We start from the raw sequence: 24,243 nt of genomic DNA, 5'->3' as shown, positions 1-24,243 counted from the left end.
TTTTAGGCTGGGCATACTTGCAGTGGAGTTGAAATAAAATAGAAAAATCCCTTCCAGCATTTGCTGAAAGGGATGAGAAAGCGCATTGGTTATTTAGAAACGCCGCGAACAATTACTACTTGTCCACCTTCGCTGTTGTTAACCAATCTGGTCGTACCACCGTCGGCATTTTTGTATTTGTCATTTGTCCAGGTGTGTGGGTGTAAATTCACCACAAAAGTATCAGGAATGCCGGTTAAAGCAGAAATATCGTACATGGCACCATATTCCCAGCTGCTTAATTGCGTATTGTTTCCTGGGTTGTATTTTGCATTAAATGTGGCATCTGTTCTGCGGTGGTTCATCTGTAACATTGGTTTTAACGATTTTGAAGCCATTGCAAACTGCCATATGGTTCCATCGTGATCGTTGTTTTTGTAAAATGAATCGCCATCTTCCTGGATGTATACATAGTTTTCAGTAACGCAAAGGTTATCAGGGTTTACGATGCTTTTTCCAGGATTGTCGTTTCCATCAACAGCTACTTCCAGTTTACCTTTTAACGGGTTGCTTGCATCCAGTACCAGCTTATACACACGACCCCACATGGTTTTACCACTTACAGGTGTGATTTTATCGCCCTGGCTAACGCCAGTTGCAGTAAAGTATATTTCGCGACCGTTTGCCGCACTGCCTTTTCTGTAATCGATATCTTCTACGCGCGCCAGCATTAAAGCTTTTTTATCAATAGTTTGTTGTTGTAACTGGGCGCCGGTACTGCTTTTTACATTGTCAAGCTCTACAAATTCCACATCGTAGGTTTGTCCCTTCTCCATGTTGGTTTCAATCGGGTCGTTATTGCTGCGTTTCATTACATATAACTTGCCGTTTTCCAAATCACCTTGTGTATTGGAAACATACATGGCCAGCTGTCCGTCACTCTCATCTTCGCCAATCATGATGACAGTTTTACCCGCAAATGCTCCTTTAGGCAGCGGTACTGCGTTTTCGGCACTCCATCTGCCCAATGCGCTAACGGTTCTTTGTTTATTCTTTTTATCGGCAGCAGCAAGAGGGTCGATGGCGTGAATCATCGATTCTGCACCACTTTCGCCCGCAGTTAAAAAAACTGGTTTAGGAAAGCCATGCTCTTCGGGGGTTGCCAGGGTAGCCGAACAAAGACGGGTCATACCGCCATCCGAATCAACAATGTATTCTCCTTTTACCGGTTTAAAGTTTTTATCGAGATACACGCGCGATACCGACTGGAGAATTTCATGGTTGTTAATCATGATAAAACCTTCGCCCGAAGGGTTTTTAATCATTCCTGCACCATCAGGCTGTGCACCGAAAATGAAATTTGGCGATTCAGGCAATACATCATCCGAACTGATTAAAGTCGTAATGTTCAGGCTCTCGAAACCAGGCATTGCTTTTACCAGCGAAGGATTTACCGAATAATCTTTTAATGTAACCGGGGTAGTGGTTTCTGGTGTTTCTGGCTCATTATTCTTTTTACAGGCACTGATTATTACTGTAGAAGTAACAAATGCAGCAACAGCAAGGGCCAAAGCCCTTTGCTTTAATAGCGTTTTGTTCATAAGTTTTGTTTTCCGTTTGCGGCAAAAATACATTGGCTATGTTGCGAAAAATTAAAGCTTATGTTAAGCTAAAGTGTACAGTGTTATTTAGAATGGTTCTGTGGTGTAGACTCAGTTGTGGGTTTGCGTAATTCCCTTAATTATCAAAGCTGTAGCAAACTTTAAAATCGAATTTTGGTTAGCCTCTAACTTACAGTATATTGCGTGCCTTTAATTACCTGTCATGAAAGCACCTTTATTAAGATTATTGATTTCAGTGATGATGGTCATTGCCTTGGGTTGTGGCAGTAATACATCGCATAAAACAAATCATTCAACAGCTGCTGATACAGCTGCCAAAAATATGTTACCGGTAAATAGTATGCAGGAGGATTTGGCTGTGTTGTGGGGTGCCATTCAGGAATTACATCCGGGTTACGGTTTTTATACGCCAACAGCTCAATTGCAGCAAGCTTATCAAAATGTTTATAAAGGCCTAAAAAAACCACTTTCCGAAAGTCAGTTTATCGATGCGGTTTATCCCTTTTTATGCCAGTTAAGATGTGGACATACCCAGTTAAAACATTCGGTCAACTTTAAACCGGCAGCAAACGAAAAAGTACCACATTTGCCTTTTCATGTACTGGTACAGCAGCGCAAGGTATGGGTTACTACTCATCAGGTACCGGAACTCCATACCGGGGATGAGCTTATGGAAATGAATGGTATTCCTGTTGCTCAAATGGTTGATCATGGCTATAATCTATATTGTGGAGACGGTTATAACGAAACCTTTAAAGAATTGTTTTTAAGTGAATATGATGGCTTTGAAGATGTATGCAATAAATACTATCACTGGCAACCACCGTATGAACTTAAGCTTCGTACCAGCAAAGGTGAGTTGAAAATGATAAAAGTTGATGAAGCTCAAAATGGAAAAAAATTACTGGCCGAGCCGCAACAGACCATCGATAATCTTGCTGGCTGGGTAGTGGCTACGGAAATTGAAAATTCGCGCTTACGCTTTCAAAAAAATGCACTAACGGCCTGGTTTCAGGCAACCCCATTTGCCTATACCGATACTGCTGTATACCAAAAGGCTTTTGCCTTGATTAAACAAAAAGGGATTAGAAATCTGGTGCTGGATGTAAGGCACAATACTGGTGGCGATATCAGGGTGGCGACCCGATTGCTGTCTTACCTGGCAGATGGTGATTTCAATATTGTTGGTGATGTAAAATCACGATTTACTGACCCTGCTGCAAGTCAGTTTGCCCGGTACTTTGATGCCGAAATAACCAAAGGTTTTAAAACAGGCTTTAAAGCTGATAATAAGCCAGCAACCTGGCACCATATAACCGTTACTTCTGAGTTTGGACAGCTCTACGGACCATTTAAGCCTGCTGGTGCCAATCATTTTGATGGTAAGCTCTTGGTGTTGATTGATGGCGCCACTTTTTCATCAGGAGTGCTTTTTACAGCAGCATTAAAGGCGCAAAATAAAAACGTTAAGTTTATTGGAAGGGAAACTGCAGGGGCGCAGGAGGGATGCAATGGTATGACAGTGCAGCACCTAACGTTGCCCAATAGTAAGGTTGTAGTCGATTTTCCGTGGATGCGGGTAGTTTCGACAGCTAAACAAGCAAGTCGTGGCCGGGGCATAATGCCCGATTACACAATTGATTATACTCCGAAGGATGTAGTAAGTAATAATGACCTGGATTTGAAAAAGGCCCTGAGTTTGATTAAATAAATTCGGGATTTCGTCAATGCTGAACCTGTTTTCTATTTTTTTTAAAGCTTAATAGCAACTGCGAGGTTAGTATTTGCGATAACAACACCTGATCTTGATATAGAAATCGGGAAAACGCAACGATCAATTATCTGGGATACAAAAGGATAAGATCACTCCATTCGTATTTTTCATTCCTGCCTGAAACTTTTAAGTGTTCCATCGCGGTTAAACTGGATATCGAAGCGCTCGCGGGTACCGTTGATGCTCCCGGGGAACCAGCGGAAATTATCATCCCATATCGAAATGTAAACAGAAGAAGTTGGTGCTGCACCATTTACCTGTGCCGCTTTTTCGTTGTAGATTTTGAGTACTTTCCGGGCATCTGAAAAATGCATTTCACTTAAGGGGAAGGTTCTGCGTTCCATATCTCTGGCCAATACCGGTTTCGGCATAGACCATACCCCATCCCGATATTCGTATGCATCGGCATATTTAGGGTTTACAGGATGCTGTAACATCAGGTTTATAGTGCCATTATCGTAAAAATGAACCGATTGGTACACCATTATTTCTTTGTGGCGATATTGGGGCAATCTCTTTAACTGTTCTTCAGCCAACGCGAGGTCAGCAGTACCTAATAGTCCTTTTTTAGTTTTTACGATCGGTTTTTCCGTATCAATGGTTTTAAGGCCACCTTGCGGAAGTTTCATCTCTTTTAGAAACTTGTTTACCCTTTTCTGTATTTCTTTAGCTGTAGCAGGGCTTTTTTGCTGCTTTAACGATTCAATGTCGCTGAACATCTCTTTTGCTTTTGACTCCATTTCGGGTGTATTAACGGTATCGCCATTGATCACGATGGTTCTTTTCTGTTGGTGCTGTATTGAAGTAGAAGAAGATGTTTTTGTGTCTCCTTTATATCCTCCATTTTCTCGAAGGCCTTTTTCCTGATCATATTTTTTAACCAGCGAATCGTTTGGATGAAAGGTTTCATCTATACTTTTGGTAATCTGTCTGCAGCTTGAACCGAGTAAGCTGAGCAGTACAATCAGGCAATAAAGTTTTTTTAGGTTTTTCATCAGAATTCTCCCTTAAGTTCGTTCAGGTCTTTTTCAAAGGCAATTTTTTGCGGATCTTCTTTGATGTAAAAAATAGAAAAATATTCCTGCCTAACGCTGTCCAGATCAAGTAGATCTACTATTTTTTTAATGCTTGTCCGGTGCTTTTGGTTAAACTGATCGGTATATTCGAGGTCAAAATTGATCATCGGCTGCTCATTAATATAAGTTCCGGTTTGGTTAACTTTTACCAACCGGGCAGTAGTATGTGTACCTTTAAATTTGATCAGGTACAATTGACTGGGTTTGCTGCTAAACTTATGAGCGATAAAAGTGCCGAAGATACGGTAAATAAGCAGCGTAAATGCGCAGGTTAATAAAGGATGGCCGATACCCATAAAACGCCAGCCCATGCCTTTGCTTTCTAAAGCATAAGAATAAGCATAATACCAAACAACAATGGCGACAAAGATCAGCCAGGCCAGGTTGGTGAGAAATATGATCATTTTTTTTATGCTTACCTCTGTTGTGGCAAAAATAAAATAAGGGACTTTTTTTACCTCTCTATCTAACAGAATGCCAACAGTTTTACCCACTTCATAACGGCGTTCATAAGGTTTTGCATCATTTACCGTGGTTTTTTGCATAATCGTACTGCCCACTAGGTTTTTAAACCCTAAGGTAAGTTCGTAGGTATCGTAAGCCGCACCTTTTTCATGTATTTTTGATGATTCTAATATTTTGGCCTCCCGAGGTTCACCGGTGGTTTTAAGTTTTTCTATATTACGTTTAACCGAAAAAATACGAATCACCCATTTTCGGTAGTAGCCGATTAATAATATGACCCAGAATATTATGGATAAGGCAAGCATAGAAAGCGGATACCAGGGATTTTCGCCCATCAGGTTGGATACGCTATCGTCTTTGGTGTTGTAATAGATCAACATGGGGAACGGAATAGCGAAAAACAGCATGTAAATGATCCAGAATATCGAAAATCCTCTCATGTTTTTTTGGTTAGGTAGGTGAATCTTTTATTTAATTGTAATATTTGAGGTTTTTAGTTTATCATATGCTTTGATGCATTATTTTTTCTATTTCAGTTAACACTTCTGTTTCAAATTGCTCCTGTCTTGCCCGGCTTTTGCGGTTGGTGCCAAACGGTTGGCTAATGGCGAAGCTTTTACCATACTTGTTCTGTTTGTGCGATAAGGCATAATGCAATAGGCCATCTTCCTGTACATGAAGGATGTATATATCTTCAAAGGCCATAATTTTACGGGTGAATAACCCGGGAATTTTTTTGTATACCTGCCTTGAGTATTGATCAAAAATATAGGTAACATTAAAATGGAAGATGAAATCATAAATCGCCGTTAGTGCCGATATGAAACCAATGCCCATTACAACCCATTTCGTATCACGATAGAGATGGAGTATAGGCGTTACCACAAATATTCCTGCAGCGAGAAGTACAAAAAACAAAATCTTGCCCCTGTAATCGCGTTCGGGTTGAAAGCTGAGTTTGCCGTTTTCTATTTTTAAATTATAGGCTGACATATCTTTATAATTTTTCCTGTTTTTTGCTCTTGTCCGCAACAGGGCTTTTCTGAATGCCGACGACCACGAAAACTAGCTGGTGATAAAATGACTTATGTTTTTGTTTAGGATTCTTTTTTATTACAGTTTTACGTATTTCCGGCTTGCCTGTAGTCAGGCTAAAGCAGCAGGCTTACCTGTATATTTTTAAGTTTGTGGCAAACCCATTATTGTACTTATTTCTTCACTAAGTTTTTGAAGCGGTTTTGCTGTAAATAAAGTTTGCGCCAGTAAAATGTGTCTGGTTTTATCGCCTTTTCTCATTACCATAATGGCCTGGATACTCACGGTAATAAAATAACTTTTTTGTTTTGATATGAGAAAATGGTCAAAATCATCAAAACTATAGCTTACAGGCGCACTGAAGAAAAAACGTTTACGCTGTATTTCACGACTTTGGTTATCAAAAGCAATAATACCTGTTGTACGCAAAACACCCAGTACACCTACAAAGGCAAAGAAAGTAACGTATAAAAATGTTGCCTTGCTGGTGCTATAGATCAGTAGGGCTATGATGGCAGCAATACAGCCCAAAGTTATGGTATAAAATAGTCCTTTTTGCACCTTTAATTTATAAGTATTGCCTTCTTGTTCGAAATATTTAAATGTTTGCATTTTGTTTTAATTATTTGAAAATGAATTTGATATATTTTAATATCGATACTATGAAAGAACTACCGGATGATGGGGTTAGTGCATACGTTTAACAATTACGTTTTCATTTCCTTCATCATCGGCTTCCAGGTATAAATTCCAGTTTAATTTTTCGGCTATTGCTAAAAAAGTTTTAAGGTATAACTGCTGATCTATATCTTTTCCTTTGCTACAAACAATGTCAATCAAATTAATAAAGTCTGTTTGCCTTTTTGATGAAGAAAAACTTCCTTCTTTTGTTTCAGCCAATGTTATACTCGTCCATGGGAAATGATCTGCATTACATAGGCTTTGATGATCTTGCTGCACAAAATTTCCGGTCTGTAACAGCATCTTCATTACGCTTCCGGTTTCTGCATTCTTTTTGTGCTGCAGGTCGCTTTTAATGCTGTAATAGTTGTATCTGTCACTCCACATCATTTTTCTTTTTAAAGTACAACTAAGGGTATGGTGAGTGATGGATCTGCTAAAAAGGCATTTTTTTTACTTCAATTTTATTATCCTTGGCATATGTTTCTGCAAGTTTCCAAAGTGTATTATACTTCTCTATAAATGCATCGTACTGGCTGGTATCCAGTTCTGTTAAGGCCTTGTTAATTTCTTGCTCCGGTTCATGATTATCGATCATCTTGGCTATTTTAAGGTGCTCGTTTTTGTAACTGGTTAAAACATAGTTGTACAAGGTTATTGATGCATCAAGCATGGGTTTAGCCGAGGGAGTTGGCTCCAGTTTTTTTACTTTTTCCAAATTCTTTTCGGCCCTGTTAATTGAATTTTTCAAGTATTCTTCGCAGCCGGTCACTTTGCCCGGACCTGATACAACTTTGAGGTATTTTTGATAACCTTGAAAATAGTATGTGCCAAAGCGCGATATGTCATTCGTGTTCAGGGCTGCCTGGTCGAAATATTCTTCAGGGGTATTGATTGAAAATTTGCATGCGGTGATGGTAAAAACCATCACCATTAGCATGACATTTTTGATGTTGAGGCGCATAAACTTCTTTATTAATATTTACCAACTACTGAGGATTTGTCTTCGAACCACTTGCCAATAAGTGGAATAGGTTTTAGTGCACCATTTGCCGCATTGATAATGCCTATAATCCAAAGGATAACAAATGCATAACCTACAAATCCTAAAAAGGATAAACTAGGCACTATACTGGCAATGATCGTAAAAAGGATGTTGAAAATAATACTTACAATGGCAATGCCCAACGATTGTCTTAAGTGATATTTAAGCAAAGCATCGGCTTTATCTTTTCCAGTAAAATAGGCTACTAACCAACCAATAAGGGTGATGTAAGAAATAATTGAAAGGGTCTTGTTGTCCATGATTTCTGTTTTTAGATTGAAAAATTATTTGATCCAAAATTGAGGCTTATCAGCAGGGTTTTAAAGTTTTTGCCGCCTACAGAGCATCTACGGCACTTTGTAAAAACGTCTACAATGTATCTACATTTGTGTTTAATGTGTTGTTTTTCAGTTGTTTATAGTTTTTGTTTATTTTTGTTTTTCGTCTACAACTATGTCCTGGCTTCAATCTTTATGTTAATTTTACGATATGAAATACCTGGTTCTGAAAAGCATAACACTCTTAATGGGAATGTTTTTGATTTGTTTTATAGCTAATGGGCAAACTATGCTAGATAGTACAGCGCTTGGCAATCTTAGTGAAAAAGATAAACCTGCCCTTCTTACCCAGCTGGCAGAGCGGAGCAGAATTGTCGGCGATTATCAAACTGCCATTGCAAAAGCAAAAACAAGTATAGGCCTGGCCTTAAAATTTAAAAACGATGAAGAAGCTACAAAGGCCTATACCATATTGGTTAATGTGTATGCGAATACCAATCAGTTTGCATTATTAAAAAATACAGCTGATACTGCGCTATCTGTTGCACAACGGTCGCGGCGGCCCATTGCCCTGGCTTATGCGTATTTTGCGCAGGCCCTGTTTTATAATGCCATCGATAATAATGAACAGGTAACCAAATACTGCCAGCTTGGCCTCAAAGCATTAGAGAAAAAGTACGATGCTTATATCATTGCAAAAATATATTACCAGCTATATGCATTGAATACGAGATGGGACGATGTAAAAAATATAAATAAATACGCACGCCTGGCCGTAGAAAACGCATTAAAAACTACCGACTATAACCTGTTGAGCAATGGTTATATCGCCTTATCGGTTGCTGCCGATTATAATTATGCCGGTACTAAAAAAGAAGTGTTCCGCGATAGCATCATCTATTATTTGAACAAGGCCCAAAACCTTTACGTTCAGCATCCTCAATATGTTGCCCGAAAAACCTATGGAATTGCCTGTATCAACAGCGCCGATTATTACCTGAGGTATTTCTCAGATACCGATGAGCAGGCAAAAAATAACGCCATTCGCTATGCCACCATGGCTAACGAAGTGATGAAAGGCGCATTAAACGGAGAAGAACTGAGGGCCAGTGGCTTGGGTATTTTAAGTGAATATGCCAAGAGGGACAAAAATTTTGTAATGGCAGAAGCCTATTTACAGGAGGCCTATAGTCTCATGAAAAATCAAAAAGTACCATACTACTACACTTTAATTAATGTGGTAAATGCCCTGTCGAACTTTTATGAGCAACAGGGAAATTATGAAAAAGCCCTCGAATTCCAGAAAAAGGCAACAGAATACAATAGTAAACTTTTTGCTGAGAAGAAGACTTTAAATGCTCAGAAACTGGAAGTACAGTATGAGGCCGAAAAAAAAAACAATGAGGTAAAACTGTTAAAACAGAGTGAAAAATATGCCCGGCAGCAAAAGTACCTTTATATTGGTATCGCAATTGCCTCGGTACTGGGGCTTATATTTATGTTCCGCTCTTACCACTTTAGGTTACGGTATTCGTTGCAGCGCGAAAAACAGCTGCATTTGGAAAAGCAGGATGCCGAACTGCAGATGAAATTCGAAAAAGAAGAGCAGGCGAGGTTAAAGGCAGAACAGCTGCTGTTGGAAAGCCAACAGCAACAATTGCAGAAAGAGGTAATGGCCAATCAGTTACAGTTGGAGCATAAAAAAGAAATGCTATTTCAAATCAAAGAAAAACTAAGTGAAAACCATCAGCTCAATATCAATAAAATCTGGAACGAAGAACTGCTTTTGGATAACGATTTCGAAGAAGCTAAATTTCAGATCCAGCAGGTTCACCCCGAATTTTTTTCTCTGTTAAATCAAAGGGCACAGCAAAAACTTACTTCGCTCGACCTCAAACTGTGCGCTTACCTCCATTTAAAAATGGATACCAAAAAAATTGCGCAGCTGATGCATATCGAAGCCAAAAGCGTGCGCATGAGCCGCTACCGGGTTAAACAAAAACTGGGGCTCAACAAAGAAGAAGATTTGAATTTGTTCCTGCAGAACATGGCTTAAAGCTTATGGTTCCCTTTGTATTTGTTATTGAAAAAAGCAGGCTGTTCCGACTGGTTTTTGACTGCAAGAAACGATAACCAATAAGAAACGTTTCTTGCAACATAGGTCTCTGGACAGTATTTCTGAATTATTTTCTGTTAAGATCTGTAATTAACAGCGGATTATTCTTTTTCAGGTTTTCAATAAACTCTTTTACAGCACCAATTGTCGGGTTTTTTTTCAGATGTTCTACTTCTGTATCTGTAATGCCTACCAATTGAAGGAAGCTTACTTCGCCATGAGGGGTTTCTATTTTTCCCAGCTCCGGATCCAAGGCAAAAACAAAGCCTGTTATTTGGGTATCTGTATTTAACCGTATGGGTCCGTTAGCGGGGATAAAATGATTCTCCTCAAACCATTTACCGCTCGAAAATACATACCGGGCAAGGTTGTTCATTACCTCTACGGCCCATATAGGATCGTTTTGGTCGTCTTTAAATGGTGCCAGTCTAAAGGTGAACTCGAATCCCCATTTACTAAATTCCCCGCCTGCTTTTTCTTCATTATAATACAGTTCGCTCATGCCATAACTAATGATGTGGCGATGAAAAGTTTGGTGATCGCTGTCGTAAATACTGGCACCATCTATCGGATCTGTTCCGCCAGCTATATAATGAAGTCCGCACAGCGGTCCATAATGACGCGCTTCCCTATTACCATAAATTTTTTCCAGCCTATTGTCGATTGCCTGCCAGCCCGGAGTGTCATCTGTTGTAAATTGTTGTTTATAGATTTCAGGATTCATGATTGTTTTTACATTTTAAGTAAGTATTATTTTATTTAAATATCAATTGTTTGTGTGTGTTTTTTTTGCGCTTGTCCGCTGCTTTTATTCTGAAAATACGGTAGTGCCATCAACAGCAAGTGTTTTTACATAAAAGCTCATCTGCGGTGAAGTACCGTTTCCTGTAACAAAAAAGCTTTCTGATGAGGCTGCAAGCCTCCCGTCTGTGAATGTTATTTTGCGGATTTTTTTTACATTGCTCAATGTTATCATCTTAATTTCACCTGAAGTATTTTTGAGTTGCCCTGCCATCCACTTCAGTAAAAATTCATCAGGATCCTGGGCGAATTCTATATTAATGCTGCAATTGCCATTATTAATCAATTTGCCTTCACGCTCATAAAAAGGGTTGGTTAAAGAATAACTGGCCCCATAAAGCTTGTAACTATGAATAGTACTGGTGGCGTGGTCTGACAATTTTAATTCAATTTCTGACTGTGCCTCATTTTGTGCCATGGCATTAAAGCTGCCTAGCAATAACAATAGGATCAGGATTTTGTTATACCATTTAGTTTTCATAAGCATATTTTTATTTGATATTAAGAAATGAAATTGAACTTCCCTTCGAAAATTTTTCCGATAAGCGGAACAGGTTTCTCCAGTTCGTTGCTGGCAGCTATGATACCAAGCAATAACAGTATGAATGGAATTAATAAAATAAGATAAAAGATAGCGCCTAAAGAGGGGATAACCGCTAAAATAATACTGCTCGCAATGCTTAACACAATAGAGGTGATGATCAGTCCAAGCGATTGTCCGAGGTGGTAATTAACCAGTCTGCTTTTTTCTGCTGATTTTTTAAACTCCAGGTAAGAAATGATCCAACCAATTAAGGTAATGTAGGCTACAATGGCCATTGTTTTCTGTTTCATGTGCTTTATTTTTTGGTGAATTGAATAAATCAAAGTTATGGGCAGTTGTATCCTCGACCAAGAAAAGGAAGGCTACACAGCGACTACCCAATTCTCAACTAACGTCTACAAGTAGACTACAAGAGGCCTTTAAAGGGCTTAATTCCATTTATTTATTGTAATTCTGCTTTTGTAAAAGTGTTTCTTTTCTATTTTTGAATATGCAGCTACCACTGAAAAACTTAGTAAGCCTCACGGTTTGTCTTTTCTTTTTTTTAAAAAGTGCAGAAGCCCAAAAAATTTATACCGATTCGTTAAACCGTTTACTTGTACAAAAAGGTACAAGCCAAGAGCAACGTGTAACGCTATTGTGTAAACTGGCAAAGGCCAATTTTGAAAAAAAACTTCCACTATCTTTCCAATTGGCCGATCAGGCCCTCCAGGTTAGTGCCGGGCTAAAGGATGGCAAAAGTAAAGCAATGATCTATGCAACACTTGTACATTTGTATGTTTGGAAAAAGGACATGAAAAAAGCCTATCAAAGCCTTGATAGTGCTATGTACTATGCCAGGAAAACGAAAGATAGGGTTACCTTAGGTTTTGTTTGGTTTAGAAATGGCTGGTTAGACCTCGTTAACGATGAAAACGATAAATCTATTGCCAAAATGTTTAAAGCACTCGATTTTTTTAAGGGAGAAAATGCCTATGAATATGAGAGTACGATCTATCATTACCTGGCCAGCTTTTATGGATATGGAAATAACCCATCGAAACAACAGCAGTATGCCGATCTGTGCTACCTAACTGCAGTTAAAAGCCAGCAGGCAGATGCATTGAATAATGCTTATTTTACTATAGGACAAACTTTTTTTGACCGCTTTAAACAGGATACCACCAAACGTGATCTACTGGATTCGACTTTAAAGGTTTATAAAAAATCGCTTTGGTTCTCCAAAAAACAGGAAGGACGTTTGCTCGTGTACAGCAATACGGCGGCCGTAGCCCTAAATACTGCTAATACCTATTTTCAGTACTTTCCGGTCAGCTATCGCGATAGTGCCGAAAAATATGTGGATGAGGCTATTGAAATTGCCTCAAAAACAAATTTGCAGGAGATCTTATTAAACTGTTATGGATTAAAAAGTGAATATTACCTGAGAGATGGTAATTATGGCCAGGCCGAAAAGATATTATTGGCAGGTTTGAGCAAAATTGAAGATGGGGTGGTTAAAATGCCTCTGACAAAGTCGAGGATATTTCAGGCACTGGCCAAAATAGCCGAGAAAAAAGGAGATAAGGCAGCAGCGCTGAATTATTTCAAAGAATATGTGGCGAATTATAAAAAAGCATTCGACGAGGAAAAAATAAATAATACCGTCAGGATCGAGGCACAATATCAGTCTGAAAAAAAAGAACAGGAAATTGCCTATCTCCATCAGCAGGGTGCTTATACCAAAAAATTAAATGTTTTTTACATCATTTCGGGTCTTACAGGGATAGTGGCCTTACTCTTTCTATTAATCTCCTACAACTATAAGCTCAAAGCCTCGGTAAGGAAACAGGAATTAATTGACCAGCAAAAGGACGCTGCGGAGCTGAAAGCGCAATTAAAAGAAGCCGAGGCTTTACAGTTGAAGGCCGAGCAGGCTTTACTTAAAGAGCGGCAGGAACGCCTGGAAAAAGAGGTGTTAGCCGGTAATTTGCAGATTGAAGAAAAAAATGAATTGCTTGAACTCATCTCTGACAAGGTAAACAACGAGAGCCATCTTTCGCTAGATGAACAGATTAAACGGATTGTAAATCAGCAGAAAAGGATGGATAAAGAGTTTGAGGAGTATAAGGTAGATTTTGTTGACGCTAATCCTGCTTTTTTTGAACGCCTGCAGGAGAAAGCGAATCAAACACTTACCCGGCTTGATTTAAAATACTGCTCTTATATGTTAATGGGTTTAACCAATAAGGAGGTTTCTATCCGTTTGGGTATCGAACCCAAAAGTGTGCGTATGAGCCGTTACCGGATTAAACAAAAACTGGGGTTGGGCAAAGAAGACGATCTGAATTTATTTTTGCAGAAGTTAGGGTAAAATATAAGCTAAAATTAAGAGGCTGTATCATAAGCAAGGTACCTAATAAATGTCGTCATTTTAAGAAGGAATGGCGAAGCAATCTTTCATACCCGCGATTCTTGGCTGTAAAGACTGCTTTGTCGACTATTTTATAATAGACGCTGTCTCATTTTGTAAGACTGTTTAAAAAAGGCTACACTTCTGAAGTTAGCTTCAAGATTTTCTTTAGATTAAGATTGATAGGGTATATTTATTCCAAGTTTTTTAATGGTGGTGATGAGGAAGATATTCTCACTTCTTTATGTTCTTTAGGAGTGGAGAATTTATAGAATAGCAGCCAATAAGTGATGGCCATAATCAACATACCTAAGAGCGCACTGATTACATCATTCCTTTTCATACACACTTTGTAACAAAAAAGATGCCGAGTAAGGCAACATCAATAAAAAATATGAGTTTTTTAAAATTATATCTTTTAGTAAGAACACTTGTTAATTCAATAAATTTTCGATCGAAAAATATTGAATCTGTCCTTAAAAGATCTTACTTATAGTTCTTAGCTATTATATAAAATAATATTCTATCTTAATGGTTAAGTCTTTTTATTAAACTTCAAAATGTCTTCAATATCTTATATCATATTTGTCTATTATGAAGATTCTCATTATTGAAGACGAGCTTGGCCTACAGCGTAGTATAGCCCAATACCTCATGGCTGAAGGTAATCTCTGTAGTATGGCTTCAACTTATGCTCAGGCATATGAGCGTTTGGGTTCCTATGAGTATGACTGTATACTTTTGGATCTTACCTTGCCCGACGGAGAGGGACTTCAGATCTTGAATTATCTTAAAAGGATGAACAGGGCTGAAGGGGTAATTATTATTTCTGCGAAAAATTCTCTCGATCAAAAGATAGAAGGTTTAACCCTGGGCGCTGATGATTACCTGATTAAACCTTTTCATCTTTCCGAACTCAATGCCAGGATAGTTGCAGTTGTACGCAGAAAAAGTGCTCATGGTGAGAGATTTATTGAATTTAATGAAATTAGGATAGAGCTTGACGCTAAAGAGGTATCTGTAAATGGCAAAATGGTATACATGACCAAAAAGGAATTTGATCTTTTGCTTTATTTTGTAGCAAATAAAGGAAAAGTAATTTCCAAATCTGCGGCTGTAGAGCATATATGGGGTGATGATTCAGATATGGCAGATAGTTTTGACTTCATTTATACGCATATCAAGAACATCAGAAAAAAATTGACTGATGCTGGTAGCATTGATTACTTTCAATCGGTTTATGGGGTGGGTTACAAATTTACAGCTGTATGAAATTATTTACCAGATATAACCGCATACTAATAGTCATTAGCCTTTTCGGATTGCTGTTGATCGGATTCCTTTTTTACTGGATGCTGGGCTTCTATCTTGATCAACAAATCGACCATGATCTGGTAGAAGAGGTTATGGAGGTAAAAGAATATTCTTCAAAAGGAGTTTTTTATCAGGCACATGAATTTGAAGACCTTATCGTTCAGTACAAAAAGATTAGCGTGGCCCGTCCTTCCAGTAACTATGGAGACACGGTATTTTACAATCCCATAAAGCACAGAAAAGAGATTGCGAGATACCTCAAAACGGAGTTAAAACTTTTCGGACAACCCTATCAGATTTTGATCATAGCCTCAAAATTCGAGCGTCAGGAGCAGATTCGGAATATCTGTTTAATTATCCTGATCCCTGTTTTGTTACTTTTTGTTCTGGTTCTTTTGGTTAACCGGATTTTACTTAAAAAAATTTGGGTGCCTTTCGAGCAGCTTTTAAAGAATATTACGGCATTCAATATCAATCATGAGCGTCCGTACGAACCTGTTGAAATGCCTGTTTCCGAATTCAGGCAACTTAATCAGGTGCTCATCGAACTTTCGGGCAAGGTGAAATCTGATTACAACGAAATCAGGCTATTTACTGAAAATGCATCGCACGAGATGATGACACCTCTTGCTGTGATCAATTCAAAACTTGATAACATACTTCAATCCAATGCTTTGGGAAAGGAAGATGGAGAAACACTCGTAGAGTTGTATAAGGCCACCTCCCGATTAACAAAACTTAACCAATCGCTATTGCTTTTGATGAAAATCGACAACAATTTACTGCAGGATGAAGAGCAGATCAATCTGAAATCTCTTATTGAAGAAAAAGCTGTTTATTTTCAGGAGCTTATCAACGAACGGAATATCATTATAAGTACTGTATTAGCTGATATAACCATCAATACAAGCAAACAGTTGTTGGAAATACTGATCAACAACTTATTTAGCAACGTCATTAGGCATAATTACGATGGAGGGAAAATCGAGATCAGCTTAGATGAAGAAAAAATCGTATTTGCTAATACCAGCCATAATCCAGCACTTGATGCAGAGAAAATATTTGATCGCTTTTATAAGGATAATGCTTCTGAAGGTACGGGACTGGGGCTGGCAATACTTAAGCAGATCTGTATACGACAGCATTACCTGCTTGATTATACCTATCAGCGCGATCTACACACCTTTACTGTAATATTTAATCATTAATAATATTAAAATGACCACAATAGAATTAACCGATAACTGGCCCAGGAAAATCAAAAAAGAGAAAAAATACGCTTCATCTATAAGATTTTGGCATTTGATAAACATCATTATCATTGCTAGCTCACTACTCACCGTACTCATCAACTCCGTCCTGTTCAGCCATGCACAGCGCAGTTTTGTAAAAGACAAACTGATGAATGCAGGAGCTACCGTTAGCGATCAGCAGGTACGAGCGGTAATACACGGTCTCGAAGATCAGGTATGGACCTTTCATACTTATTTTGGCTACTCCCTTGCGGCATTGTTTCTTTTCAGGTTTATTGCCGAATTTTTTCTGCCTTCCGGACAAAGACTAATTCCCAAGCTCCAAAAAGCTTATCAGGCTTATTTTATCATAAAAAAAGAGCGGGAAACAGCAAAACACGAACTGGTGGTAAAAAGTCTATATTTTGCTTTTTATTTTTTGCTATTCATTATGGTTGCTACAGGCTTATTGCTTGCTTTTGAGGATTATACTGGCATTCCTGAAAATATCAATCACACCATAAAAGAATTTCATGGTTTCTGCATGTATCTCATATTGGGTTTTATTGCTCTTCACCTTGTGGGAGTATTCCTTGCCGAGCGAAAGGATGGGAAAGGAATTGTGTCCGATATGATTAATGGAGGAGAACAGAACTAAATGGAGGGCCACATCTGTAATTTTTTTATTTCTTAATCTTTAATTTATTATTAACAATATTTAACAGATTTTATCTCAAAACTTCAGAATGTCTTCAGACTTTGCGTATAGTTTTGTTACAAATGGTTGTTTTTTATCCGCATTTCTGGATATAAGGATAACTAAAGGATTCGGAATCTTAAAGCCTTTTTATAGATAGAATTTTACACAGATTTTTTTTAACAAATCCCCCGTCGGTACTAAACACTTATCCATCGGGACATTGGTTAAAAATTTCATTGAAATGCTCATTTTAACTATAAAAAGAATATGGACAGAAAAGATTTTCTTAACAGCATCGGGATGAGTGCGGCGGCCTTTGCCCTGATCAACTGCATTGGTTGCAAAAAAACCGATGGCAGCAGCTCTTCAGATACCACCGGGCCCACTGGCGTAAACTTTACGCTTGATTTAAGCCTGGCTGCCAATGCAGCACTGCTAAGCAATGGCGGATCTTTGGTGTCAAACGGGGTTATTGTGGCTAAAACAAAGGCAGGGGCTTATATTGCCGTACAGCGCTCATGCACGCACGAAAGTTATACGCTTACCTATCAATCGGCAAACAGCCGTTTTTATTGCCCCAACCATGGAGCAACCTTTTCTGAAAACGGAGCAGTAACCAATGGTCCGGCTTCCCGCGCTTTAACCGTTTATAATACCCAGCTTACAGGTACTACTTTAAAAATTTATTCTTAGTTATGAAATTACTTTTTGTTGCCCTTTTAGGGCTTTTCGCCGTTCCGGCAATATGGATGGGGAATTTTTCAGAGGCACAAAAACAAGCAAAGATTACGCATAAACAGATCCTGATTAATTTCTCTGGCTCTGATTGGTGTGGTCCGTGTATCCGTCTGCGCAGAGAGATTTTGGAATCTGAAGACTTTGAACAATATGCCGCTACCAATCTGTTACTTGTAAGAGCAGATTTTCCGAGACTGAAGAAAAACCAGCTTCCAAAAGAACAGATTAAACTAAATGAATCATTGGCCGAATTATACAATAAGGATGGCAAGTTTCCTTTTACTGTTCTGGTAGACGAAAATGGGAAGGTACTTAAAAGCTGGGATGGTTTCCCAAATGAGAGTGCACAAGCTTTTGTTGCTGAAATCAATAAACTAAAAAAATAAATTCATAATGGCTAAACCAGTTTCTGTAAGCAGGGTGCTTAAACTCATGGGAAACCGCTTTGAGTTTACGGTAATTGCCGAAAATATAGAAGAAGGTAATATCGCGATAGATGCTGCAATAGCCGAGGTTAAGAGAATAGAATATCTGCTAACCACTTTCAGCGACAACAGTCAGACCAGTCTGATTAATGAAAATGCAGGATTAAAGGCTGTAAAGGTTGATGCTGAAGTGATAGGGCTTATTGAGCGGTCTATCAAAATCTCAGAAATTACAGATGGTGCTTTTGATATCACCTACGGATCGATAGATAAGCGACTTTGGAATTTCGATCAAAACATGACCAGTTTACCTGATGAAGCGATGGCATTGGCCTCAGTTGGACTTATTGATTACCGGAATGTGGTATTAGATAAAGCGTGTTCGACTGTTTTTCTCAAAAATAAAGGGATGAGGATTGGATTTGGCGGGATTGGAAAAGGTTATGCCGCAGATAAAGCTAAACTCCTGCTGCAGCAGATGGGCATAAACAGCGGAATCGTGAATGCCGCCGGCGACCTGGTTACCTGGGGTACGCAGCCTAACGGCTATCCGTGGACGGTAGGTATAGCCGATCCGGAACAGACCAACAGGCCATTTTCTTCGCTTAAGATCAGTAATATGGCGATAGCCACTTCTGGGAGTTATGAAAAATATGTCACTATCGGTGGAAAACGCTATTCGCATACGATTGATCCCAAAACAGGATTGCCAGTAAGTGGTGTGAAAAGCGTGAGTATTATTTGCCCGAGTGCCGAGTTGGCAGATGCCCTGGCCACACCGGTTGTGGTAATGGGGGTAAAGGTTGGACTCGAGCTGATTAACCAAATTAAACATGTGGCCTGTATCGTAATCGACGATAATGATAAGGTTTTTACCTCTAACAATATTAATGTGATATAAATATGAAAAGTTCAAAAACATTTTTCCTGACGGCAATCACTGCATTTTCTGTGATGGGTATGTTAAGTGCCTGCAGTAGTGTTAAACCCTATCAGAAAAGTAAGCTCAACGATGCCGACATGATTCTTTCTGCCCGTAAAGCCCAAAAATTCGAGCAGAGTTTTCAGCTTTACCGTGAGGGTGCCTCAGGTGCCAATGGCGGCAAAAGTGGTGGAGGTTGTGGCTGTAATTAACATGAGGATTAGAAAATGAAAAAAATATATCTTCATGTGCTTTTTATGTACTTCGGTATCTTAAGCACTTATGCGCAAACCAAACCTGAGCCAGCTAAGGCAGATAGTAGCAAATATCAGTCACGAAAGCTAAAAATTGATGAAATTAACCTGGTTTCGGCCTATTACCATCAAAATGGAAATAATTCTGCGGTTACAGGTGGTATTGGAACCGAGAAACTGAGCGATTTTGCCAATACCATAGATCTTCAAATGTCCAAGTTCAATAAAAGAGGTAAAAAGAACACCTTTCTTTTCGAACTCGGTGTAGACCATTATACCTCAGCTTCTTCTGATAAGATTGATCCTAGCACCATTTCTTCAGCTTCGTCTGCCGATACGCGTATTTATCCTTCTCTAAACTGGACACACTCTAATGAAGAAACCGGGAATTCTTTTGGCTTTACAGGATCGTATTCAACGGAGTTCGATTACCAGTCATTAGGTGCAGCTTTTAACCTTACACGGTTATCAAAAGATAAAAATACGCAGTTTGACTTTAAACTTCAGGCCTTTTTAGACCAGTGGACAGTAATCTTACCGATCGAACTGCGAACGGGTAATACCGGTGGGAGAAAAGAGGAGCAATATGATACTGCTCCAAGGAATTCATTCAGTGCATCATTCTCCCTCGCGCAGGTCATCAATCAGAAATTTCAGGCTTCCCTGATTTTGGAGCCATCTTACCAAAAAGGTTTACTGGCCACCAAATATCAACGTGATTATTTTACGGATGGTTCTTTGCGTGCTGAAACCCTTCCCGACAAACGATACAAATTACCGATAGGTTTGCGGATGAACTATTTTTTAGACGACCGTTTTGTAATTCGTACATTTTACCGCTATTACATGGATAACTGGGGAATAAGGGCACATACTGCAGAACTCGAAATTCCTGTTAAAATCAATTCGTTCTTTTCTATAAGCCCTTTCTACCGTTATAACAATCAAGTGGGAACCAGATATTTTGCACCTTACGGGCAGCACCTGCCATCTGAACAATATTTCACAAGTGATTATGATCTTTCCACACTCACCAGTGACTTTTATGGAGCAGGTATCAGGTTTGCGCCACCTAAAGGTGTTTTTGGTTGGCAGAGATTAAATATGCTTGAGCTAAGGTATGGTCATTACTCCCGGTCAACAAGCCTGGTTTCCAATATTGTATCGTTAAATCTAAAGTTTAAGTAGGCCTGGTTTAAAGTTTATTTAACTTTTCCTGAATTCGAAGGCTTTGTTCTTTTTGCCGGGCAAAGCCTTCAATATTTAGTTTGTTGCTTCAGAAAATTAAAAAAGAGGGTGTATCATATTGTAATTTCATATCGATTTGTTAAGTCGAACTCAGCATGATAATTTATATTTATGATACATCCTCCTGAGATTTTTATGTAGGAGGAATGAAGTTGATTATGAATCAAATGGCCATTATTGGGCTGTCTAAAACTTAAATTTCGTTATATTTCCATACACCAGAAATGGTAAGCAAAGTCAGTCCAGGCTGTTTTTCACCATAACTGAAAACACAAATATATTTTGAATGACAAGATGGACAATCTGTTCCAAAGTACAATGTTGGTAAATTATTTACTGTAAATTCTCCAAAATGAAGAAAGCTTATTGAGGTCTCGGAAACAATTTTATTTTTTAATAATTCATTTTTAGCTAAAACCTTCCCGTCATTGTATAACTGAAAGATTGGAAAACCTGATTCATAAGGTGTTATTTTAACGGTGTTTTCATGTCCACAGTTGCAACATTTGAATTTTACTTCTGCGAAGCGACCGATTTCGGCATTACTGAACGTGTCTTTTTCAACAGCAACCTGTTTTTCAATGAATATTTTTTTCGAAATTGAATACATCTAATTATTTTATTGTGCAATAACTACGCCTACAGCTCCCGGGTATTTTCCGCTCGGACTTTTCTTAATTGTTACTTTAATATATCCTTCCTGGGCCAATTTATTCCAGGTTTTTTGATAGCCGGTTGTTGGATCGACCGGGATTTTCCACATGGTTTGCTTACCATAACCCACCTGATTAAACCAGGGAATAATATCTGCTGTTTGACCTTTGAAAGGTACTGAATTATTTAATACTTCGATTTCATAATAAAAATCATAAGAATTTTCAGGTTGATTCAAGGCTCTTTGCCCGAAAGTATACACGGTCCCATTTATAATTGGGCTTGTAAAACTACCTCCTAAGGTTGGAGCTCCAGTTCCGCTATAAGTTCCGATCGCATTACTGTACCTGTCGTATTTTTGTCCCATCGAAATTGGGGTATCATCTACAGTATTAAACCCCCCGTTGGCAGGTGGCCATTTGCTGTTTAAATTGTTGTTTATAAATAGAGTTTCAAGATCTCCCCACTTTTTTGCGTTGTATAAATCGTATACGCGGTCTCTGATTGTCTGACTTACAGTGTTTGAAGGATCATAGGTTGCGGCCAGTTCGTTCGCATTTTTGTAGAATTCGGTGGTTACCTTAATTGGTGGTTCATCTAAAAGCCCATCCTTGTCAGAGCGGCAAGCCACAAAGAATAATGCAACGTTTAAAAATAGCAGGTACTTCAATAAGTTTTTCATAGTTATTGGTTTAGTTTATTAAAAATAAGATTTCGAAAAAAAATAGAATGACTATGGCAGTTAAATAAGACATATTACTGCGTGACTAATCTAATATTTTTTAATGATAAAAAATACACTATAATAGCTTTATTGCGTATTTTAGCTTAAACTGGCTTCAGAGTGCTGCCAAATTGTTTCAAATTACCGCTTTTTCCTTAAGGCTACATCTTAGTGAAAAGCCCGGAAAACAAAAAACCCGACTATCGTCGGGCTTCGTTTTTTCGGCGGAGAGCGAGGGATTCGAACCCCCGGACCTGTTACAGTCAACAGTTTTCAAGACTGCCGCATTCGACCACTCTGCCAGCTCTCCGCTGCAAAAGTACGAACTTGGCGCAAATCTGCAAATGATTTCGGATCAAATATTTGCATAAATATTTTAAGCGTTGCTAATCATCTAGTTAGCACGCATAAAAACCTTAAAAAAGTAATAAAAGCGTTAATAAAGGCTGCTTTTCAGCTTTAAATTTAAATTAAAGTGCCTGCTTAGGGTAATTTTTTTCCCGGTCTACCGATAAAATTCCATTTCCTTCTATTGCAAAACAAACGAGCCCGATCAATACAGAAACCGAAAACCAAAACTCTGAATAAGGTTTAAAAATATCCCCGGAAATATTCACAAAGAATACTGCCCCAATCAGTATTGGTAAATTAAGAAGGCAGAACAAGCGGGTATATGTACCTAAAGTAATGGCCATACCGCCTATAATGTGCATTAAGATAATTAAATGTGCTAGTAAACTGATGCTAATGGCAGTTCCTAAAAATGCACCTCGCATGAGGTTATTAAAAGCCTGCATATTGATGTAGAAGTCAATACCCTTCCAAATTAAAATAAGGCCTAATAAGATTCTAAAATAGTCTAACCATTTTGGGTGATGGTGATCGCCCCAGTACTGGATTTTCTTAAGCATGTTCATAACCTCTATATTTAGTTATAACAATTTACGAAAAAATAAAGAAAATAACAAGAGTTAACTATTTGATTTTAAGGTGTTTTTTTAGCTTTAGTTTTGCTGTTTGCACGCCGGTTGAAGAATATGCGGAACGGTTTGGCAAAGTTTCTTAAAAAGTACAAATGAGAATTATAACCAACCGTTGGGCTGATGTTTATTCATTTGTCTTGATCTGAGTTTCATCCTTCCAACCTTTAACCACTAACTCATCACCCACACTGATAACTCCTGTTTGTTGATGAAGCAGGTTCTGTCCGAACATGATTTTCTTACCTGCCGTGCGGTAGCTGGCCAGTGTTCTTAAAGGTTCTTGCCCTTTCTGTCCGGTTTGTTGATCAATTGTAGTAAGTACACATCTTGCGCATGGTTTTACGGCCGAAAACAGAATCCCTCCGATATAAAATGCTTTAAAACTGTCCTCAATATGGGGTTCACCGCCGGTAAAAACAAAATTTGGGCGGAAGCGATCCATGAGAATTGGTGCTAAGAGCTTTTCATTCAGTCCGTCAAGTGAAGACTGGCCTATAATCAGGCATGGATAACCATCAGCAAAGCTCACAATTTCATTATTCGTGGCATAATCACGGTCTACCAGCCTCTTTTCAGTTTCAGGCATTTTTACCAACTTCACTTTAAGCTTCAGGAAATCAGAAAACCAATCGCTTACTGTTTTATTTACTTCAAGCGCTGTGGCAGTGTCGTTCCAGATGAGAACTGAAATCCGTTCTCCGGTATCTTCATCCAAAGAAAATGAAATACTTTGCTCAGGTAATGTTTTATGAGAAACGCTTAATTTACCATCATGAATATTTACCTGTAAGAGGGCCAGTTCAAAATGCTTCCGTTGGGTAATGAATATGCCTTCCTCATCCACAAGCATCCATCTTCTATCGTATTGTAAGCCCCTTTCTTCAAGTTTTGCTTCCTGTAAACTTATGCCACCCAGCGATTTGATGGGATAAATATTGATTTCGGAAAGGATAAACTTGTTCATGCTTTAAAGGTAAAAAACACGTTTGGATTTATTTAATTTATGTATGCGAAAATGATAAGCTTTCTTTGTCTTGCTGAATTGCAGTTTCTATTGTTTTAAAGGTTCGCGGTCAGCATCTTTTTAACATGAAAGACCCTGAACTAAATTCGGGGTGACGATTTCGGCACAGAAAGGGCGATAAAACTGATCCAAATACATTAATATCAATCGAATTCCGTTTAATACGGCTCTTGACCATCTAAGCGGAAAAGTCTGAAACAATGCCCTAATATTGTTT

The 24,243-nt window shown here is 38.6% G+C and carries 26 protein-coding genes and 1 tRNA gene; 11 read left to right on the top strand and 16 right to left on the bottom strand.

Annotated features, from left to right (window positions below):
* Window positions 1–89 precede the first annotated feature (89 nt).
* Complete coding sequence (locus tag ACFSR6_RS07320) at window positions 90–1,580, bottom strand: PhoX family protein (RefSeq protein WP_379076969.1); 1,491 nt, start codon at window positions 1,578–1,580, stop codon at window positions 90–92.
* A gap of 223 nt (window positions 1,581–1,803) precedes the next feature.
* On the opposite strand from ACFSR6_RS07320, the gene ACFSR6_RS07315 reads away from it, so the two are divergent.
* On the top strand, window positions 1,804–3,312 hold the full coding sequence (locus ACFSR6_RS07315) for a S41 family peptidase (RefSeq protein WP_379076966.1): 1,509 nt from the start codon (window positions 1,804–1,806) through the stop codon (window positions 3,310–3,312).
* Window positions 3,313–3,482: 170 nt separating this feature from the next.
* Here the strand turns inward: ACFSR6_RS07315 and ACFSR6_RS07310 are convergent, their stop codons facing one another.
* The 7 genes from ACFSR6_RS07310 to ACFSR6_RS07280 form a co-directional block, all read right to left on the bottom strand.
* Window positions 3,483–4,370 carry a hypothetical protein gene (locus ACFSR6_RS07310; protein ID WP_379076963.1) on the bottom strand — a complete coding sequence of 296 codons (888 nt, stop codon included), beginning with the start codon at window positions 4,368–4,370 and terminating at the stop codon, window positions 3,483–3,485.
* A complete protein-coding gene (locus ACFSR6_RS07305) occupies window positions 4,370–5,356 on the bottom strand; it encodes a hypothetical protein (protein ID WP_379076961.1) in 987 nt (328 codons plus the stop codon). The genes ACFSR6_RS07310 and ACFSR6_RS07305 overlap by 1 nt, the downstream gene beginning before the upstream one ends.
* 61 nt (window positions 5,357–5,417) lie before the next feature.
* Window positions 5,418–5,909 carry a hypothetical protein gene (locus ACFSR6_RS07300; protein WP_379076959.1) on the bottom strand — a complete coding sequence of 164 codons (492 nt, stop codon included), beginning with the start codon at window positions 5,907–5,909 and terminating at the stop codon, window positions 5,418–5,420.
* 186 nt (window positions 5,910–6,095) lie between these two features.
* Window positions 6,096–6,563, bottom strand: coding sequence for a hypothetical protein (locus ACFSR6_RS07295; protein ID WP_379076957.1), 468 nt, complete (start codon window positions 6,561–6,563; stop codon window positions 6,096–6,098).
* Between the two features lie 75 nt (window positions 6,564–6,638).
* Entirely contained in the window at window positions 6,639–7,022 is a 384-nt protein-coding gene (locus ACFSR6_RS07290; protein WP_379076955.1) for a hypothetical protein, read from the bottom strand.
* Window positions 7,023–7,068: 46 nt separating this feature from the next.
* Complete coding sequence (locus tag ACFSR6_RS07285) at window positions 7,069–7,596, bottom strand: hypothetical protein (protein ID WP_379076953.1); 528 nt, start codon at window positions 7,594–7,596, stop codon at window positions 7,069–7,071.
* A gap of 11 nt (window positions 7,597–7,607) precedes the next feature.
* Entirely contained in the window at window positions 7,608–7,937 is a 330-nt protein-coding gene (locus tag ACFSR6_RS07280) for a DUF4870 domain-containing protein (protein WP_379076951.1), read from the bottom strand.
* Between the two features lie 307 nt (window positions 7,938–8,244).
* On the opposite strand from ACFSR6_RS07280, the gene ACFSR6_RS07275 reads away from it, so the two are divergent.
* A complete protein-coding gene (locus ACFSR6_RS07275; RefSeq protein WP_379076949.1) occupies window positions 8,245–10,011 on the top strand; it encodes a helix-turn-helix transcriptional regulator in 1,767 nt (588 codons plus the stop codon).
* Window positions 10,012–10,138: 127 nt separating this feature from the next.
* On the opposite strand, the gene ACFSR6_RS07270 is transcribed toward ACFSR6_RS07275, so the two are convergent.
* The 3 genes from ACFSR6_RS07270 to ACFSR6_RS07260 all read right to left on the bottom strand — a co-directional run bounded on the left by ACFSR6_RS07270 (window position 10,139) and on the right by ACFSR6_RS07260 (window position 11,706).
* Window positions 10,139–10,795, bottom strand: a complete 657-nt coding sequence (locus ACFSR6_RS07270) for a suppressor of fused domain protein (protein ID WP_379076947.1) — start codon at window positions 10,793–10,795, stop codon at window positions 10,139–10,141.
* 84 nt (window positions 10,796–10,879) lie between these two features.
* Window positions 10,880–11,353 carry a type VI secretion system tube protein TssD gene (tssD, locus tag ACFSR6_RS07265; protein ID WP_379076945.1) on the bottom strand — a complete coding sequence of 158 codons (474 nt, stop codon included), beginning with the start codon at window positions 11,351–11,353 and terminating at the stop codon, window positions 10,880–10,882.
* A gap of 20 nt (window positions 11,354–11,373) precedes the next feature.
* Window positions 11,374–11,706 (bottom strand): DUF4870 domain-containing protein, encoded by a 333-nt coding sequence (locus tag ACFSR6_RS07260; RefSeq protein ID WP_379076943.1) that lies wholly within the window; start codon window positions 11,704–11,706, stop codon window positions 11,374–11,376.
* 200 nt (window positions 11,707–11,906) lie between these two features.
* Between ACFSR6_RS07260 and ACFSR6_RS07255 the strand changes: the two genes are divergently transcribed.
* From ACFSR6_RS07255 to ACFSR6_RS07215, 9 genes are all read left to right on the top strand, one after another.
* Window positions 11,907–13,769 (top strand): helix-turn-helix transcriptional regulator, encoded by a 1,863-nt coding sequence (locus tag ACFSR6_RS07255; RefSeq protein ID WP_379076940.1) that lies wholly within the window; start codon window positions 11,907–11,909, stop codon window positions 13,767–13,769.
* 633 nt (window positions 13,770–14,402) lie between these two features.
* On the top strand, window positions 14,403–15,080 hold the full coding sequence (locus ACFSR6_RS07250) for a response regulator transcription factor (RefSeq protein WP_379076937.1): 678 nt from the start codon (window positions 14,403–14,405) through the stop codon (window positions 15,078–15,080).
* Window positions 15,077–16,330, top strand: a complete 1,254-nt coding sequence (locus ACFSR6_RS07245; RefSeq protein WP_379076935.1) for a sensor histidine kinase — start codon at window positions 15,077–15,079, stop codon at window positions 16,328–16,330. The genes ACFSR6_RS07250 and ACFSR6_RS07245 overlap by 4 nt, the downstream gene beginning before the upstream one ends.
* A 10-nt stretch (window positions 16,331–16,340) precedes the next feature.
* Window positions 16,341–17,012 carry a cytochrome b/b6 domain-containing protein gene (locus tag ACFSR6_RS07240; RefSeq protein ID WP_379076932.1) on the top strand — a complete coding sequence of 224 codons (672 nt, stop codon included), beginning with the start codon at window positions 16,341–16,343 and terminating at the stop codon, window positions 17,010–17,012.
* Window positions 17,013–17,321: 309 nt separating this feature from the next.
* The gene (locus tag ACFSR6_RS07235; RefSeq protein ID WP_379076930.1) at window positions 17,322–17,747 is read left to right on the top strand and encodes a QcrA and Rieske domain-containing protein; all 426 of its coding nucleotides are present in this window, start codon (window positions 17,322–17,324) and stop codon (window positions 17,745–17,747) included.
* Between the two features lie 2 nt (window positions 17,748–17,749).
* Window positions 17,750–18,178, top strand: coding sequence for a thioredoxin family protein (locus ACFSR6_RS07230; RefSeq protein WP_379076927.1), 429 nt, complete (start codon window positions 17,750–17,752; stop codon window positions 18,176–18,178).
* 7 nt (window positions 18,179–18,185) lie between these two features.
* Window positions 18,186–19,118, top strand: coding sequence for an FAD:protein FMN transferase (locus ACFSR6_RS07225; protein WP_379076924.1), 933 nt, complete (start codon window positions 18,186–18,188; stop codon window positions 19,116–19,118).
* A gap of 2 nt (window positions 19,119–19,120) precedes the next feature.
* Window positions 19,121–19,351 (top strand): DUF4266 domain-containing protein, encoded by a 231-nt coding sequence (locus ACFSR6_RS07220; RefSeq protein ID WP_379076922.1) that lies wholly within the window; start codon window positions 19,121–19,123, stop codon window positions 19,349–19,351.
* 15 nt (window positions 19,352–19,366) lie between these two features.
* Entirely contained in the window at window positions 19,367–20,581 is a 1,215-nt protein-coding gene (locus ACFSR6_RS07215) for a DUF3570 domain-containing protein (RefSeq protein WP_379076920.1), read from the top strand.
* A 253-nt stretch (window positions 20,582–20,834) separates the two neighbouring features.
* Here the strand turns inward: ACFSR6_RS07215 and ACFSR6_RS07210 are convergent, their stop codons facing one another.
* The 5 genes from ACFSR6_RS07210 to ACFSR6_RS07190 all read right to left on the bottom strand — a co-directional run bounded on the left by ACFSR6_RS07210 (window position 20,835) and on the right by ACFSR6_RS07190 (window position 23,966).
* Window positions 20,835–21,251 (bottom strand): hypothetical protein, encoded by a 417-nt coding sequence (locus ACFSR6_RS07210; RefSeq protein ID WP_379076918.1) that lies wholly within the window; start codon window positions 21,249–21,251, stop codon window positions 20,835–20,837.
* A gap of 9 nt (window positions 21,252–21,260) precedes the next feature.
* Entirely contained in the window at window positions 21,261–21,977 is a 717-nt protein-coding gene (locus tag ACFSR6_RS07205) for a hypothetical protein (protein ID WP_379076916.1), read from the bottom strand.
* A 267-nt stretch (window positions 21,978–22,244) separates the two neighbouring features.
* Window positions 22,245–22,329: transfer RNA gene (locus tag ACFSR6_RS07200), tRNA-Ser, on the bottom strand.
* Window positions 22,330–22,489: 160 nt separating this feature from the next.
* The gene (locus ACFSR6_RS07195; protein WP_379076913.1) at window positions 22,490–22,936 is read right to left on the bottom strand and encodes a DoxX family protein; all 447 of its coding nucleotides are present in this window, start codon (window positions 22,934–22,936) and stop codon (window positions 22,490–22,492) included.
* A gap of 190 nt (window positions 22,937–23,126) precedes the next feature.
* Window positions 23,127–23,966, bottom strand: coding sequence for an MOSC domain-containing protein (locus ACFSR6_RS07190; RefSeq protein WP_379076910.1), 840 nt, complete (start codon window positions 23,964–23,966; stop codon window positions 23,127–23,129).
* Between the last annotated feature and the right edge of the window lie 277 nt (window positions 23,967–24,243).

This window comes from Pedobacter vanadiisoli, assembly GCF_042684385.1.
GTDB lineage: Bacteria > Bacteroidota > Bacteroidia > Sphingobacteriales > Sphingobacteriaceae > Pedobacter > Pedobacter vanadiisoli.
Note: the sequence above shows the minus strand (reverse complement) of the source record. Positions and strands in the feature narration are given on the sequence as shown.

Bases quoted from the DNA above. Each gene is read 5' to 3' on its own strand.
- ACFSR6_RS07225 (WP_379076924.1), top strand. From the start codon at position 18,186: ATGGCTAAACCAGTTTCTGTAAGCAGGGTGCTTAAACTCATGGGAAAC.
- ACFSR6_RS07320 (WP_379076969.1), bottom strand. From the start codon at position 1,580: ATGAACAAAACGCTATTAAAGCAAAGGGCTTTGGCCCTTGCTGTTGCT.
- ACFSR6_RS07215 (WP_379076920.1), top strand. From the start codon at position 19,367: ATGAAAAAAATATATCTTCATGTGCTTTTTATGTACTTCGGTATCTTA.
- ACFSR6_RS07205 (WP_379076916.1), bottom strand. From the start codon at position 21,977: ATGAAAAACTTATTGAAGTACCTGCTATTTTTAAACGTTGCATTATTC.
- tssD (WP_379076945.1), bottom strand. From the start codon at position 11,353: ATGAAAACTAAATGGTATAACAAAATCCTGATCCTATTGTTATTGCTA.
- ACFSR6_RS07310 (WP_379076963.1), bottom strand. From the start codon at position 4,370: ATGAAAAACCTAAAAAAACTTTATTGCCTGATTGTACTGCTCAGCTTA.
- ACFSR6_RS07285 (WP_379076953.1), bottom strand. From the start codon at position 7,596: ATGCGCCTCAACATCAAAAATGTCATGCTAATGGTGATGGTTTTTACC.
- ACFSR6_RS07255 (WP_379076940.1), top strand. From the start codon at position 11,907: ATGCAGCTACCACTGAAAAACTTAGTAAGCCTCACGGTTTGTCTTTTC.
- ACFSR6_RS07190 (WP_379076910.1), bottom strand. From the start codon at position 23,966: ATGAACAAGTTTATCCTTTCCGAAATCAATATTTATCCCATCAAATCG.
- ACFSR6_RS07240 (WP_379076932.1), top strand. From the start codon at position 16,341: ATGACCACAATAGAATTAACCGATAACTGGCCCAGGAAAATCAAAAAA.
- ACFSR6_RS07305 (WP_379076961.1), bottom strand. From the start codon at position 5,356: ATGAGAGGATTTTCGATATTCTGGATCATTTACATGCTGTTTTTCGCT.
- ACFSR6_RS07300 (WP_379076959.1), bottom strand. From the start codon at position 5,909: ATGTCAGCCTATAATTTAAAAATAGAAAACGGCAAACTCAGCTTTCAA.
- ACFSR6_RS07290 (WP_379076955.1), bottom strand. From the start codon at position 7,022: ATGATGTGGAGTGACAGATACAACTATTACAGCATTAAAAGCGACCTG.
- ACFSR6_RS07260 (WP_379076943.1), bottom strand. From the start codon at position 11,706: ATGAAACAGAAAACAATGGCCATTGTAGCCTACATTACCTTAATTGGT.
- ACFSR6_RS07250 (WP_379076937.1), top strand. From the start codon at position 14,403: ATGAAGATTCTCATTATTGAAGACGAGCTTGGCCTACAGCGTAGTATA.
- ACFSR6_RS07270 (WP_379076947.1), bottom strand. From the start codon at position 10,795: ATGAATCCTGAAATCTATAAACAACAATTTACAACAGATGACACTCCG.
- ACFSR6_RS07295 (WP_379076957.1), bottom strand. From the start codon at position 6,563: ATGCAAACATTTAAATATTTCGAACAAGAAGGCAATACTTATAAATTA.
- ACFSR6_RS07245 (WP_379076935.1), top strand. From the start codon at position 15,077: ATGAAATTATTTACCAGATATAACCGCATACTAATAGTCATTAGCCTT.
- ACFSR6_RS07220 (WP_379076922.1), top strand. From the start codon at position 19,121: ATGAAAAGTTCAAAAACATTTTTCCTGACGGCAATCACTGCATTTTCT.
- ACFSR6_RS07230 (WP_379076927.1), top strand. From the start codon at position 17,750: ATGAAATTACTTTTTGTTGCCCTTTTAGGGCTTTTCGCCGTTCCGGCA.
- ACFSR6_RS07210 (WP_379076918.1), bottom strand. From the start codon at position 21,251: ATGTATTCAATTTCGAAAAAAATATTCATTGAAAAACAGGTTGCTGTT.
- ACFSR6_RS07235 (WP_379076930.1), top strand. From the start codon at position 17,322: ATGGACAGAAAAGATTTTCTTAACAGCATCGGGATGAGTGCGGCGGCC.
- ACFSR6_RS07195 (WP_379076913.1), bottom strand. From the start codon at position 22,936: ATGAACATGCTTAAGAAAATCCAGTACTGGGGCGATCACCATCACCCA.
- ACFSR6_RS07275 (WP_379076949.1), top strand. From the start codon at position 8,245: ATGCTAGATAGTACAGCGCTTGGCAATCTTAGTGAAAAAGATAAACCT.
- ACFSR6_RS07280 (WP_379076951.1), bottom strand. From the start codon at position 7,937: ATGGACAACAAGACCCTTTCAATTATTTCTTACATCACCCTTATTGGT.
- ACFSR6_RS07315 (WP_379076966.1), top strand. From the start codon at position 1,804: ATGAAAGCACCTTTATTAAGATTATTGATTTCAGTGATGATGGTCATT.